14 protein-coding genes are annotated in these 14,160 nt (G+C 61.3%); 6 read left to right on the top strand and 8 right to left on the bottom strand.

What is annotated here, in order from left to right; all coding sequences use genetic code 11:
• Positions 1–31: 31 nt before the first annotated feature.
• The 4 genes from AACR93_RS10315 to add all read left to right on the top strand — a co-directional run bounded on the left by AACR93_RS10315 (position 32) and on the right by add (position 4,320).
• Positions 32–613 (top strand): DUF4124 domain-containing protein, encoded by a 582-nt coding sequence (locus AACR93_RS10315; RefSeq protein ID WP_043850702.1) that lies wholly within the window; start codon positions 32–34, stop codon positions 611–613.
• A gap of 80 nt (positions 614–693) precedes the next feature.
• Positions 694–1,749 carry a nitrogen regulation protein NR(II) gene (gene glnL, locus AACR93_RS10310; protein ID WP_043850701.1) on the top strand — a complete coding sequence of 352 codons (1,056 nt, stop codon included), beginning with the start codon at positions 694–696 and terminating at the stop codon, positions 1,747–1,749.
• Positions 1,750–1,758: 9 nt separating this feature from the next.
• On the top strand, positions 1,759–3,177 hold the full coding sequence (gene glnG / locus AACR93_RS10305) for a nitrogen regulation protein NR(I) (protein ID WP_043850700.1): 1,419 nt from the start codon (positions 1,759–1,761) through the stop codon (positions 3,175–3,177).
• A 141-nt stretch (positions 3,178–3,318) separates the two neighbouring features.
• The gene (gene add, locus AACR93_RS10300) at positions 3,319–4,320 is read left to right on the top strand and encodes an adenosine deaminase (RefSeq protein ID WP_043850769.1); all 1,002 of its coding nucleotides are present in this window, start codon (positions 3,319–3,321) and stop codon (positions 4,318–4,320) included.
• Between the two features lie 151 nt (positions 4,321–4,471).
• Here the strand turns inward: add and rmuC are convergent, their stop codons facing one another.
• Positions 4,472–5,812 carry a DNA recombination protein RmuC gene (gene rmuC / locus AACR93_RS10295; protein WP_043850699.1) on the bottom strand — a complete coding sequence of 447 codons (1,341 nt, stop codon included), beginning with the start codon at positions 5,810–5,812 and terminating at the stop codon, positions 4,472–4,474.
• Complete coding sequence (locus AACR93_RS10290) at positions 5,809–6,024, bottom strand: hypothetical protein (protein WP_033114762.1); 216 nt, start codon at positions 6,022–6,024, stop codon at positions 5,809–5,811. Before AACR93_RS10290 ends, rmuC begins: the two co-directional genes overlap by 4 nt.
• Before the next feature lie 141 nt (positions 6,025–6,165).
• Between AACR93_RS10290 and napF the strand changes: the two genes are divergently transcribed.
• Positions 6,166–6,687, top strand: a complete 522-nt coding sequence (gene napF, locus AACR93_RS10285; RefSeq protein ID WP_043850698.1) for a ferredoxin-type protein NapF — start codon at positions 6,166–6,168, stop codon at positions 6,685–6,687.
• 53 nt (positions 6,688–6,740) lie between these two features.
• Here napF and AACR93_RS10280 read toward each other — a convergent pair whose 3' ends face one another.
• From AACR93_RS10280 to AACR93_RS10255, 6 genes are all read right to left on the bottom strand, one after another.
• A complete protein-coding gene (locus AACR93_RS10280) occupies positions 6,741–7,193 on the bottom strand; it encodes an Rrf2 family transcriptional regulator (RefSeq protein WP_033114760.1) in 453 nt (150 codons plus the stop codon).
• A 321-nt stretch (positions 7,194–7,514) separates the two neighbouring features.
• A complete protein-coding gene (locus tag AACR93_RS10275) occupies positions 7,515–8,354 on the bottom strand; it encodes a PfkB family carbohydrate kinase (protein ID WP_043850697.1) in 840 nt (279 codons plus the stop codon).
• 106 nt (positions 8,355–8,460) lie between these two features.
• Entirely contained in the window at positions 8,461–9,432 is a 972-nt protein-coding gene (locus AACR93_RS10270; protein ID WP_033114758.1) for a LysR substrate-binding domain-containing protein, read from the bottom strand.
• 155 nt (positions 9,433–9,587) lie between these two features.
• On the bottom strand, positions 9,588–10,316 hold the full coding sequence (locus AACR93_RS10265; protein ID WP_043850696.1) for a glutamine amidotransferase-related protein: 729 nt from the start codon (positions 10,314–10,316) through the stop codon (positions 9,588–9,590).
• A gap of 86 nt (positions 10,317–10,402) precedes the next feature.
• Positions 10,403–11,899 carry a CoA-acylating methylmalonate-semialdehyde dehydrogenase gene (locus AACR93_RS10260; protein WP_043850695.1) on the bottom strand — a complete coding sequence of 499 codons (1,497 nt, stop codon included), beginning with the start codon at positions 11,897–11,899 and terminating at the stop codon, positions 10,403–10,405.
• A gap of 91 nt (positions 11,900–11,990) precedes the next feature.
• Positions 11,991–13,322 carry an aspartate aminotransferase family protein gene (locus AACR93_RS10255; RefSeq protein WP_043850694.1) on the bottom strand — a complete coding sequence of 444 codons (1,332 nt, stop codon included), beginning with the start codon at positions 13,320–13,322 and terminating at the stop codon, positions 11,991–11,993.
• A gap of 186 nt (positions 13,323–13,508) precedes the next feature.
• Between AACR93_RS10255 and AACR93_RS10250 the strand changes: the two genes are divergently transcribed.
• The gene (locus tag AACR93_RS10250; protein ID WP_041209486.1) at positions 13,509–14,051 is read left to right on the top strand and encodes a cupin domain-containing protein; all 543 of its coding nucleotides are present in this window, start codon (positions 13,509–13,511) and stop codon (positions 14,049–14,051) included.
• Positions 14,052–14,160: the final 109 nt, after the last annotated feature.

The raw sequence follows: 14,160 nt of genomic DNA, 5'->3' as shown, positions 1-14,160 counted from the left end.
GATTAAGCAAGATACCGTCAAGGAGAGATGGATGAACAACAAGTATGGCATCGGGCTTGTCGCCCTCCTGTTGCTGACCTCGTTTGGTACGCATGCCGCCAAGGTCTACTCCTGGGTCGATGGCAATGGCGTCACCCACTACACGGATGCCCCTCCTCCCGGCAAGAAGGTAAAGGAAGTCGATCTGCGCACGGCCCCCTTCTTAAGCGGAGCGCCCCATTCGGTACAGGTGGAAAACTTCAACTCCCTGACCGGTGTCGATGCCAGCAAGAAGAAAGAGGCGACCAAGCTGGTAATCGCCCTGCTTTCACCGGAACAGGGCAGCACTCTGCGCGACAATACCGGCAATATCGTCTTTCAGGGCCAGATCAGCCCCAAACCACCCACCCAGTATGATGTCCGGCTGACACTGGATGGCAAAGCGGCTCCCCTTGTCAGCAACAGCCTCTCGATCCGGATCGAAAACGTCGATCGCGGAGCCCACGAGGCCCAGCTCGAACTGCTCGCCAAAGACGGTACGATCCTTGCTAAATCGACTCCAGTCACCTTTTACCTGCATAGAGCAAGCGTGGATCCGGCTCCCAAACCCACCCCCAAAGCCAACCAGGGGTGATATAGCGCACCGATGCGGGTAAACTCAATGCACCATATCGGTGCATTGCAGGTGCACAGCACCGTTTTAGGGAGAAACCAGTGCCAACCCGCTCGGACAACGCCAAAACACTCTTGGATAATTTGCTGACCGCCGTGATCCTGATGGATGAACGGCTCTGCATCCAGTTTGTCAATCCCGCCGCCGAGCAGCTGCTCTCTCTCAGTGAACGGCGGCTGATCGGCATCGAACTGCCCCATCTGCTGGAACATATCTCCCTCGATTTGCAGCGGCTCAAGCAGTGCCTCGTTTCAGGGCAGGGCTTTACCGATAGCGAAGTGACTCTTGTGGTAGAGGGAGAACCGCGGTTGGTAGAGCTGAGTGCTACTCCCATGGCCGACCACGAGCAGCGCCTGCTGGTCGTGGAGCTTCGCAAGATCGACCAGCAGAAAAAGATCAGTCAGGAGCAGCAACAGCATGCCCAGCAGCTGGCAGCCAAAGAGCTGGTGCGCGGTCTCGCCCACGAAATCAAGAATCCCCTCGGCGGCCTGCGCGGCGCAGCCCAGCTGCTGCAAAAGGAGCTGCCCGACCCGGCCCTGCGCGAATATACCGGCATCATCATCGAACAGGCCGACCGGCTACGGGTTCTGGTCGATCGCCTGCTCGGCCCCCAGCGCCCCGGCCGTCACCAGATGCACAATGTCCATTCGGTGCTGGAGCAGGTACGCCGACTGGTGGAGCTGGAGCTACCACCGACGGTGCGCATCGAGCGGGATTACGACCCCAGCATCCCCGAATTCGAGATGGAGCCGGATCAGCTGCAGCAGGCGTTTCTCAACATAGTGCGCAACGCCGCCGAAGCGCTGGGCGATCAGACCGGGCTTATCCGTATCAAGACCCGCACCGCGTTCCAGATCACCATCCACGGCCAGCGTTACCGGCTGGCGGCGGAGATCAAGATCATCGACAACGGCCCCGGTATTCCCGATGCCATTCGCGACACCCTGTTCTATCCCATGATCACCGGCAAAGAGGGCGGCACCGGGCTTGGCCTCTCCATCGCCCAGAACCTGATCGACCAGCACAAGGGGAAAATCGACTGCATCAGCTGGCCAGGCCACACCGAATTCACCATTTTTCTACCGCTTCGCAAGTAAGGGAACACCATGACAGCCAAAGTGTGGATCGTCGACGATGACAGCTCTATCCGCTGGGTGCTGGAACGCACCCTCGGCAGCGAAGGCTTCAACTGCGAAAGCTTTGCCGATGGCGAAGCGCTGCTGCATGCCCTTGAGCTGCGCTCGCCCGATGTCATCCTCTCCGATATCCGGATGCCCGGCATCGATGGCCTGAGCCTGCTGGAGCAGATCCACCGCCGTCAGGCCGATCTGCCCATCATCATCATGACCGCCCACTCGGATCTCGACAGCGCGGTCAACGCCTACCAGCGCGGCGCCTTCGAGTACCTGCCCAAGCCGTTCGACATCGACGAAGCTGTGACCTTGGTGCGCCGCGCCGAGAATCACCTCAAAGAGCAGCGCACCAAGCGGAAGTCTCGTCAGCAAGAGTCCACAGCCACTCCCGAGATCATCGGTGAAGCGCCGGCGATGCAGGAGGTGTTCCGCGCCATCGGCCGCCTGTCGCGCTCCAGCATCTCGGTGCTGATCAACGGCCAAAGCGGTACCGGCAAGGAGCTGGTCGCCCACGCCCTGCACAAGCACAGCCCGCGCGCCCACAAAAACTTTATCGCTCTCAACATGGCGGCTATCCCGAAAGATCTCATCGAATCTGAGCTGTTCGGTCATGAGAAGGGGGCTTTTACCGGCGCCAACAACATCCGCCACGGCCGCTTCGAGCAAGCCGACGGCGGCACCCTGTTTCTCGACGAGATCGGCGACATGCCGCTGGATGTGCAGACCCGGCTGCTGCGGGTCTTGGCCGATGGCCAGTTCTACCGGGTAGGCGGCCACCAGCCAGTACAGGTGGATGTTCGGATCATCGCCGCCACCCACCAGAATCTGGAGAAACGGGTCGCCGATGGCGAGTTTCGCGAGGATCTGTTCCACCGCCTCAACGTCATCCGCATTCATATTCCCGCCCTCAAGGAGCGCCGTGAGGATATCCCCCAGCTGGCCCGTCACTTCCTGCTGCGCGCCGCCAAAGAGCTGAACGTGGAGGCCAAGAGCCTGCACCCTGACACCCAGGCCTATATCAGCCGCCTGCCCTGGCCGGGCAACGTGCGCCAGCTGGAGAACGTCTGCCGCTGGCTCACCGTGATGGCCTCCGGGCAGGAGGTGCTGGTGAGCGATCTTCCCCCCGAGTTGCTTACCCCCATCACCCACAACGCCGAGCCCGGCCAACCGGCGTTGCCCGGTTGCTGGCAGCAGCAATTGCAGGAGTGGGTGGCCAGCAAGCTGGCGCTGGGAGAGACCGACATCCTGGCCGATGCCATGCCCCAGTTCGAACGGATCATGCTGGAGACGGCGCTGGAGCACACCCATGGCCACAAGCAGGAGGCGGCCCGTCTGCTTGGCTGGGGTCGCAACACCCTCACCCGCAAGCTGAAGGAACTCGATCTCTCCTGAGTCCCGGGGAAAAACGATTCCCATCACGCCTTGATAAATCACCGACCAATAAGACCCCGTTTGCCAGCAAACGGGGTATCTTTTTTGAAAGCCCCGCCTAGAATGGCAGGCTTTCAAACCCGACTCGAAGAAGGCGCCATCATGATTGACAGATCTCTCCCCCTGACCGACCTGCACCGCCATCTGGACGGCAACATCCGTCCGCAAACCATCCTCGAGCTGGGTCGCCAACACAATATTCAGCTGCCCGCCTTCGAGCTGGAAGCGCTGCGCCCTCACGTACAGATCGTCGAGAACGAGCCGAGCTTGGTCGCCTTCCTGAAGAAGCTGGACTGGGGTGTTGCCGTGCTGGCCGACTATGACGCCTGCCGCCGGGTTGCCTACGAGAACGTGGAAGACCTGCTGCGCGCCGGTATCGACTATGCCGAGCTGCGCTTCAGCCCGGCCTATATGGCGATGACCCACAAGCTGCACCCGCAAGGCGTGGTGGAAGCCATCATCGACGGCGTGGCCGCGGGCAGCCGTGACTTCGGCATCAAGGCCAACCTGATTGGCATCATGAGCCGCACCTTCGGCACCGAACAGTGCAATCAGGAGCTAGCCGCCTGTCTGGCCCACCGCGACAAGCTGGTCGCCATCGATCTGGCCGGTGACGAGCTGGGCTTCCCGGGGGAACTCTTTGTAGACCACTTCCGCAAGGTGCGCGATGCAGGCATGCGCGTCACCGTGCACGCCGGTGAGGCGGCTGGCCCCGAGAGCATGTGGCAGGCCATTCGCGAGCTGGGTGCCGAGCGTATCGGCCACGGTGTCAAAGCGATTCAGGATCCGGCCCTGATGGCCTATCTGGCCGAGCACCGCATCGGCATCGAATCCTGCCTCACCTCCAACGTCCAGACCACCACGGTGGCGAGCCTGACCGAACACCCGATCCGCCAGTTCCTGGCTGCCGGCGTGCTGGCTTGCCTCAACACCGACGATCCAGCGGTGGAAGGGATCGATCTGCCCCACGAATATGAAGTGGCCGCTCCGGCCGCCGGCATGACCGCCAGCGAAATCCGCACCGCCCAGCAGAACGGCCTGACCCTGGCCTTCCTGAGCGATAGCGAGAAGGCCGAACTGAGCGCCCGCGCCGCCAGCCGCTGATTAACACCGGCAGTGCAAATAACAACGGCCCACTTCGGTGGGCCGTTTGCTTTGCGGATTTCTGATGATGGGTCAGCACGAAGCGAACTGACAGATAGCAAAAGGCCCAAACCGGGTTTGGGCCTTTTGCTGATGGCTGTAAGGGGAAAAACTACTCCCGCTCCTTGTCACGCTCCAGCGCCCGTTCCACCAGCGGCTCGGGCAGGCTCTTGGTCACCTCCACCCCCAGCTCGCGGAAACGCTCGACCTGCGCAATCAGATTGCCACGGCCGTTGACCAGCCGTCCCATCGCCTTGTCGTAGCTCTCCTGCGCCTTGTGCAGGCTACCGCCCATCTGCTGCATCTCCTCGACAAACAGCCGCAGCTTTTCGTAGAGGCGACCGGCCCGTTCGGCAATCTGGCGGGCATTCTGGTTCTGCCGCTCGTAGCGCCACAGGTTCTCGATGGTGCGCAGCGCCACCATCAAGTTGGTGGGGCTCACCAGCAGGATATTGTTGTCTAGACCGTAACGCACCAGCGAGGGATCGGCCTCCATCGCGGTGAGGAAGGCGGGCTCCACCGCCACGAACATCAGCACATAGTCGAGGGTACGCACCCCGGGCAACTGCTGGTAATCCTTGCGACCCAGCTCGCGGATATGATTGCGCACCGAGGCGACGTGCTCTTTCAGCGCCACCGCCCTCTCCAGCTCGTCATCGGCGTTGTACCAGCGCTCGTAGGCGGTCAGCGACACCTTGGCGTCGATGATGATGTCTTTCTCTTGTGGCAGGTGGACGATCACGTCGGGCTGGTAGCGCTTGCCCTTCTCCACCTCGATATTGACCTGGGTGTGGTACTCGTGACCCTCGCGCAGACCGCACTCGCTGAGGATCCGCGCCAGCACCACTTCCCCCCAGTTGCCCTGCTGCTTGCTGTCGCCCTTGAGGGCTCTGGTCAGTGCCGCAGCCTCTTCGGTCATGCGGGCATTGAGCTCGGCGAGGCGCTCCAGCTCGAACTTGAGACTGTGGCGCTGGGCCGTCTCCTGCGCGTGGGTCTCCCCCACCTGACGGCGGAAGCCCTCCAGCTGCTCCTTGAGCGGAGTGAGCAGCAGATCGAGGCTGTTCTGGTTCAGTTCACGGAAGCTGCCGGAGTTTTGCTCGAAGATCCGGTTGGCAAGATTCTCGAACTGCTGGCTGAGGCGCTGCTCCGCCTCCTGTTGCAGTTGCAGCTTCTCGGCGGCAGCCAGCCGTTCGCTGCGTAGGGTCGCCTCCGCATCCTTGAGACGGGCGGTGAGTTTGATGAGCAGGGTCTGCTGCTGATCCAGCTTCTGCTGCCCCTGTTGCCGCTCATCCTGCAGTTCGTCAAAACGCTCCTGCAGCGCCTGATAACGCTCCTGTGCCAGCAGCAGCTCCTGAGTCTGCGCCGTGCTGTTGCGCCGGCCAATCAGCCAGCCTGTTCCGAGTGCCAGCAGGGCGGCTGGCAGCAGGATGACCCAGAGCCCGGGCTCGATCATTTACGGCTCCGTTGGCGCAGGAAGAGTTCGAGATAGCGGTTGGCCAGCAGCCAGAGCAGCACGTAGATGAGGTAGGCGGCGAGCACCACCCACTTGTGGCTGTTGACCCCGGTATCGAGCTCGACGAACTCGATGCCCTTGATGCGGCAGTAGCCCCACATCAGCAGGGGAAAGATATAGAGCAGGGACGAACGCCAGAGAAATAACCACATATGTTTTCATTCAACCACGGAAAAGAGACCCGCCTAGCTTACACAAGGGCAACAGCCCTTGCGATCCTGACGGCTGCTATTCTCTGGCCTGCCCTCGCAAACTTCGATAAAATTAACCCCTAATAGGTATCAGGGGTGGGCATGACTCATTATTTCCTCCGTTGGCTGACACAAGGTTGGCAAGCTTCACGCGAACCCGCGGTGGTTTGCCATGAAGCGCGCCCGCCGTGGGCGATCGAGGAGTCCCAGTACCTCACCCTCTGCACCCGCTGTGGCGAGTGTTTCAAGGCCTGCCCGCGCGGTCTGCTCAAACCGGCCACCCAGGAGGAGTACGAGGGGAGCCCGATTGCCGGCACCCCGGTGCTCGATCTCGCCTGCGGCCAGTGCAGCTATTGCGGCAGCTGCGCCAGAGCCTGTCCGACCGGTGCACTCGACTTGCAACTGGGCCGTCAGGTGCAGACCCGGGTCCAGATTGAAGATAGTTGTCAGGCCCGTCAGGGCTTCTACTGCCTGCTCTGTGAAGATGCCTGCCCCCAGCAGGCAATCAAGGCCACCGCCGATGGCATCAACGTCAACATGGATGCCTGCAATGGCTGCGGTGCCTGCGGCCTCGCCTGTCTGCACGGCGCCATCACCCTTATCCGCCAGCCGGGTAATCGCTGACAAGCAAAAGGGGCCATCAGGCCCCTTTCTTAACTGTTCTTGTTTCCTGCCCATCAGGCCATCGCCAGAATGGACTCCTGCTCGATGCCCAACAGGTGGCAGAGACGGTTCGGATCGCGTACCGCATCGGCCAGGGTGTACTCACCCAGCACTTCGAGGAAGGCGTTCATGGCGCGGCGCAAAATGCCCTGAATGCGGCAGCCGCCGGAGAGACGGCAGTTCTCGCGCTTGCAGTCGACCGGACAGAGCACGTGCTCCATGTCCATCACCACATCGCGCAGGTTGATGGAGACCGCGGAGCGACCGAGCCGGATACCGCCATGCTTGCCACGCACCGTCTCGATGTACCCCTTGATGCCGAGCTGGTGCACTATCTTGACCACGTGGTTGCGAGAGATGCCGAAGGTATCGGCCACTTCGGTAATGGTCGACAGGCGATCGCCCGGCTGCACCGCCAGGAAGGTCAGGGTACGCAGGGCGTAGTCGGTAAATCGTGTCAGTTGCATGGTCGCACTTGCCTCTTACTACAAGCCAGGAATCAGGACGACAACATTGAGCTAAGAGGCAGGAGACAACCGGTTTGCCTCTGTCCACCAGAGGGGGGCCTGTCTCTTAATCTGAGTTGCGGAGTGACAAGGTTAAGAGCAGCACAACCGGGTGTCGATGAAGATGCACATAAATCGACACTTTCTTTGATTGATCGCAAACTTGCCGGGTTAGCCCGGCGTTTACCTCCATTCTGGCGGCTAAATTTCCCGAAATTCCTCACCGCCGCACCCAACAGACAAGAGGGGAAATCCCCCTTCGAACAGTGAATGAACGGGGCGTCAGTGAGGCTGTTTCAGCCAGTTTTTCAGCGCGACCGAGGGGATGGAACTCTCGGAGGCGACGGCAAATGCGCCCCAGTCCACCGCACACTGCAACGCATCCTTGATCGCCATGCCTCGTGCCAGACCATGGATCAATCCCCCAGCGAAAGCATCCCCTGCCCCCGTGGTATCAACCACAGATACTGGCCGGGCGGCGACCCTAATCTGCTCCTCACCGTGGATGGCCACTGCGCCTGCCTTACCCTCGGTCAGCACCAGCCACTCCAGCTGCTCCCCCGCCAGCTGGCGGGCATGTTGCCAGGGGTCGCTCACCTCGCCAAGATCGGAACGGGAGGCCACCAGTACGTGGCAAGGACGGCGCGCTTGCCCCCCCTTGGGATACTGGGCCACCACGAAGCTCTTGCCGAGCATCTGGCGCATGTAGCTGATGATGGAGGTACCGGGATAGTTCACATAGAGGCAATCCACCCCTTCCAGCGGCAGATCACCGGGCAGATCGGGACGCCGCGGGCGGCGCAGTATGGTGCGCTCGCCGGTGGAGTCCACCAGAATCAGCAGCTCGCCGGTCTCGCCGCCAAAGCGCTCCACATGGCTGCAATCCAGCCCGTAACCAGCCGCCTGCTCCAGCAGCCAGTCGCCGGTCTCGTCCAGTCCGATGCGGGAGGCGATGGTCACCTCGTGACCTGCCCACACCAGCCCGATGCCGGTGTTGGCTGCGCCGCCGCCCAACCTGCGCCCCTGATCCACATATTGCAGCCGAGCACCCGCCACCAGCGGTTCGGAGAGGGAGAGCACATGATCACAGTTGAGATTGGCAAGCAGCAGAATGCGGGACATAGAGACCTCGGACGATGGAGATAGCCCAAAAGAGACAGGCTGAACCCTGAGTAGAGCCCAGCCTAACAGAAGAGACAACCGGCAGCGATCGGGAATCCGATCGGGATCAATAGATGGGCAGCTCCACCCCGGCCAGCAGCTCGTCAATGCGCGCCTGGGTCGGCTGCTGCATCACGCTCTGGATCACCTCCTTGGTGAGGTGGGGCGAGAAGGAGCTGATGAAGTCATACATGTAGTTCTGCAGCAGAATGCTCTTGCTGAAGCAGATCTGGGCCGGGCAGGGCTTGAACAGGTGCTCCAGATTGATGGAGACCAGCCCGGGGCTGTCGGTGTCGTTGGCCACCAGCGAGGAGATGATGCCTATGCCAAAGCCCAGCTCCACATAGCGCTTGATCACTCCGGCATCCATTACCGTCATGTAGTAGCTCGGGGTCAGCCCCGCCGCCTGAAACACCTCGTCCTGCACCTGCCGACCGGTGGCACCGCTCTCGTAACTGAGGATCGGGTAGTGGCAGAGCTGCTCCAGCGTCGGCTTCTTCACCTTGGCCAGCGGGTGATCCTGCGGCACCACCAGCGAGAGGGTCCAGAGGTAGGCGGGCAGCGCGATCAGCTCCTTGTCGAAGCCAATTTCGTGGGCAACGATGGAAAAATCGGAGTAACCCTTGCTGATCTGCTCCTTGCTCGCCGACATCACTGGATGGAGGTGGAACGAGATCTTGGGGTACTTCTTGGTGAAGTAGGTAACCGATTTGGGCAGCAGATAGCGGGCGATGGTATGAGTGGTGTGAATATTTAGGGTGCCCACGGTCGGATCCAGATACTCGCGGGAGATCGCCTTGATCTTGCTCTCGATGTTGAGCATCGCCTCGGCACACTTGATGATCTCCTCGCCCACCGGGGTGATGCGGTGCAGATGCTTGCCACGGCGCTCGAAGATCCGCACTCCCAGCTCGCTCTCCAGCAGGCCGATCTGCTTGCTGACCCCGGGCTGGCTGGTATAGAGCGCATCGGACGCCACCGAGACGTTGAGGTTGTGGTCCCGGATCGCGATCAAGTACTTCAATTGCTGTAGTTTCAAGGCTTCACCCTCTCAAGCTGGTGCGGCGATCACGCCAGACAAACAGGCCGCCACAAAGGGCGGCCAGTGTATCATCCGATCCCGACATCGCAGCGCTTGATCCTTCATTTTGCTACAAAATCTAGCACCCGAAGGGGGTCGCTGACAAACCGGGCTCAGGCCGCGCCGGCCTGCAGCGGCAGGATCCCCAAAAACTGCAGCAACCACTGCATCATGGTGGTCGAATCCACCTCCCCCTCCAGCGAGGAGAGGCTGCTCTGGTAACGCTCGTCGGGCAGCAGGCCACGGCGCCGTTCGATCAGCGCCCGGTTGTACTCCACCGAGAACTCGGGGTGCCCCTGAATGGCCACTATGTTGTCCCCCTGCAGGAACATGAAGTTGGGACAAAAATCGTTGCCCGCCAGCCGGGTTGCTCCGGGGGGGAGCAGCGCCACCTGATCCTGATGGCTCGCCAGAATGCGGATATGATCCCGCGCCGGCGCCATCCAGGGGGCATCTTCCAGCATGGGGTGAACCGATACCCCCAGCCCCCACCCCTTGGTGGACTTCACCACCTCGCCACCGAGCGCCTGGGCGATCACCTGATGACCGAAACAGATCCCGGCCAGCTTGACGTCGGCATCGTGGGCACGGCGGATCCAGCCGCGCAGTGCCTGGATCCAGGGGATATCGCTATAGGCATCGTGGCGCGAACCTGTGATGAGCCAGGCATCGCACTCATGCAGATCCTCCGGCAACTCGCCATCGATGGCTGACCAGACCCGAAACTCCAGCTCGGGTGCCAGCGGCTGAAACCCCCTGATAAACATCTCGGAGTAGACGGGGCCAAAACGATCCGCCAGATCGGGATCCAGCCGGTCACAATCGAGAATTCCCAATCGCATCTGTTGCTCCTTTACAGAAGTGCCCCCGCAGACCAGCGATCTGCGGGGGCAAGAGAATCAAATCATGGTGGTGAGCCTTTGGCTCATCACTTCATGGTTGGCATGGAGAACTCGGCACCACTGCGCAGGCTCTGGGGCCAGCGCGCCGTGACCGTCTTCATCCGGGTATAAAAGCGAACCCCATCCGGCCCGTGCATGTTGAGCGGCCCGAAGATGGAGCGCTTCCAGCCGCCAAAGCTGTGAAACGCCATCGGCACCGGAATGGGAACGTTCACCCCTACCATACCGACCTGCACCCGCGCCGTGAAGTCCCGCGCGGTGTCGCCGTCACAGGTAAAGATGGCGGTACCGTTGCCGTACTCGTGTTCGTTGATAAGGCGCAGCGCCGTCTCGTAATCCGGCACCCGCACGATGGAGAGCACAGGGCCGAAGATCTCCTCGCGGTAGATGCGCATCTCGGGAGTCACCTCGTCAAACAGGCAGCCACCGATGAAGTAACCCTCGTCGTGGCTCAGCGTACGACCATCGACCCGCAGCGCGGCCCCTTCGGCCACCCCCTGATCAACGTAGCCGCGCACCTTGGCCAGATGCTCCTTGCTGATGAGCGGCCCCATTTCGTTCTCCGGGCTCTGGCCCAGCCCCGGACCCACCCGCAGTTTTTCCACCAGCGGCGTCAGCTTGGCCACCAGCGCATCGGCGGTCTCATCCCCCACCACCACGGCCACCGAAATAGCCATGCAGCGCTCGCCCGCCGCCCCATAAGCAGCCCCCATCAGGGCGGAGACCGCCTGATCGAGGTCCGCATCCGGCATCACCACCATGTGATTCTTGGCGCCGCCCAACGCCTGCACCCGTTTGCCGTGAGCCGAGGCGGTGGCATAGATGTACTGGGCGATGGGGGTGGAGCCGACAAACGACACGGCACCTACTCGCGGGTCGGTCAGCAGCACATCCACCACCTCCTTGTCACCGTTCACCACGTTGAGCACGCCGTCAGGCAGACCTGCCTCCTTGAGCAGCTCGGCCATCCGCAGCGAGAGAGAGGGATCCTTCTCGGAGGGTTTGAGAATAAAGGTATTGCCACAGGCGATGGCGACCGGGAACATCCAGAGCGGCACCATGGCCGGGAAGTTGAACGGCGTGATACCGGCGCAAACCCCGACCGGCTGCATCATGGAGTAGCTGTCTACCCCGCGACCGACGTTGAGGGAGTGCTCCCCCTTGAGCAGATGGGGAATGCCGCAGGCAAACTCCACCACCTCCAGCCCGCGGGTCAGCTCACCCTGCGCATCGGAGAAGACCTTGCCGTGCTCACGGCTGATGAGCTGGGCCAGCTCGTCCCTGTGCTGCTCCATCAACTCCTTGAAGCGGAAAAAGACCCGGGCCCGCACCAGCGGCGGGGTTTGCGACCAGTCGACAAAGGCGCGCTCGGCGATGGCGATCGCCTCCTGACACTCGGCGGCGCTGGAAAGCCCCACGCTCCCCTGCTGCTTGCCACAAGCGGGATTGAAGATGGCCCCTTGCCGCTCGCTGCGACTCTCCTGCGGTTGGCCGTTGATGAAGTTGCTGACCCTGTATGTCATGTATCCTCCGTGATAACTGATGTCGTGGTGGCGCAGCGCTCGTCAAAACGAGGCAACGCAAGGCCCCGCCAGAGCGGGGCCACCAAATGGGTTAGGGTTGGGCCTGCAGGGCATCCTGCAGCAGGGTGAAGAGATCGTCGATCTGGCTGCGCTCAATGATGAGGGGGGGCGACAGGGCGATGATGTCGCCGGTCACCCGGATCAGCGCCCCCTTCTCGAAGCAGCGGACAAACACCTCGTAGGCGCGCTTGCCCGGCGCATCCGGCATGGATTCCAGCTCGATGCCCGCCACCAGCCCGTAGTTGCGCACATCCTTCACATGCTTGCAGCCCTTCAGCGAATGGGCCGCTTCCTCCCAGTAGCCCGCCAGATCGGCGGCGCGGCTGAGCAGGTTCTCGTTGCGATAGATCTCGAGGGTCGCCAGACCCGCAGCAGCAGCCACCGGATGGCCGGAGTAGGTGTAGCCGTGGAACAGCTCGATGGCCCCCTTGCCTGCCGCCATCATGTCGTCATAAATGTGCTTCTGCACCAGCACCGCCCCCATGGGGATAGCGCCGTTGGTGAGCCCCTTGGCGCAGGTGATCATGTCGGGGATGACATCGAACTCCTGAGCGGCGAAGGGGGAGCCGAGGCGACCGAAACCGGTGATCACCTCGTCAAAAATCAGCAGGATGCCGTGCTTGGTGCAGATCTCCCGCAGCCGCTTGAGGTAGCCTTTCGGCGGCATCAGTACGCCGGTACTGCCGGCGATGGGCTCGACAATCACAGCCGCGATATTGCTGGCATCGTGTAGAAAAACGATCTTCTCCAGCTCGTCGGCCAGCGCCACATCCTCCTCAGGCAGCCCTTTGGTGAAGGCATTTTTAGCGATATTGAGGGTATGGGGCAGATGATCCACCCCGGTCAGCAGGGAGCCGAACCACTTGCGGTTGCCGGGAATGCCCCCCACCGAGATGCCACCGAAGCCGACCCCATGATAGCCACGCTCGCGGCCAATCAGCCGGGTGCGAGTGCCCTGACCGCGCGCCCGCTGCCAGGCCAGCACAATCTTGAGCGCGGTATCGACCGACTCGGAGCCGGAGTTGGTATAGAAGACGTGGCCAAAACCCTTGGGAGCAATCTCCACCAGCTTGTTGGCCAGCTCGAACGGCAGCGGGTGGCCCATCTGGAAAGTGGGGGCGAAATCGAGGTGGGAAATCTGCTGGGAAACCGCCTCGGCAATCTCGCGCCGACCATGGCCCGCGTTGCAACACCAGAGTCCGGCTGTGCCATCCAGTATCTTGCGGCCATCCTCTGAGTGATAATACATCCCCTCCGCCGACTTCAGGATGCGCGGCGCCGCCTTGAACTGCTGGTTGGCAGTGAACGGCATCCAGAAGGCGGACATGTCGGAGGGGGTATTGATGTCGCTGATCGGTTTCATGGTCACCTCATCCTTAAGGTGTTTAGCAACTATCGGCCATTGCCTATTAAATTAAACACCTGAATCCTTAAAAAAGGGCTCATTATGGCCCTATCTGATCTCACCCCAACTAGCTGTGCTGAACGGGGTGGTATAAGATATTTAACACAAATTTAATAATAGTAAACAGTCAAGGAGTGTCTATCGATGGATATCGGCCACCGCCTCAAGGCGGTTCGCACCAAAGCCGGCCTCTCCCAGCGCGAGCTGGCCAAACGCTCCGGCGTGACCAACGGATTCATCTCCCAGATCGAGAAAAATCAGGTGAGCCCGTCGGTTGCCTCCCTGCGCAAGGTGCTGGAAGGGATCCCCATGTCGCTGGCCAGCTTCTTTACCGACGAGACCGAAATGGACTCCGAAGTGGTCTTTCGCGCCGCCGATATGCCGGATCTCGGCACCCATCCCATCAGTTACCGACTGGTAGGCCACAGCCGTGCCAACCGCGCCATCGGCATGATGCAGGAGATCCTGCCTGCCGGGGCCGACACCGGTGACGACATGCTAAGCCACGAGGGTGAAGAGTGCGGCATCGTCATCAAGGGCGAGGTTGAGGTGACCGTCGGCGAGCAGATCTACCTGCTGACGCCGGGCGATGGCTACTACTTCGACAGCCGTACCCCCCACCGTTTTCGCAACGTGGGCGAGCAGGAGTGCGTGCTGATTTCAGCCAATACTCCCGCCAGTTTCTAACTGACTGGCATCGGTTAAAAACAGCCCAATGTTTAATGAATTGTTACAGAATGGATTTACAAGCGGCAAGATGTTTAGCATATTGATACGCGGATAGTGACTTTTGCCG

Origin of the sequence: Aeromonas sp. L_1B5_3 (genome assembly GCF_963866575.1) — a bacterium.
Classification (GTDB): domain Bacteria; phylum Pseudomonadota; class Gammaproteobacteria; order Enterobacterales; family Aeromonadaceae; genus Aeromonas; species Aeromonas jandaei.
Note: the sequence above shows the minus strand (reverse complement) of the source record. Positions and strands in the feature narration are given on the sequence as shown.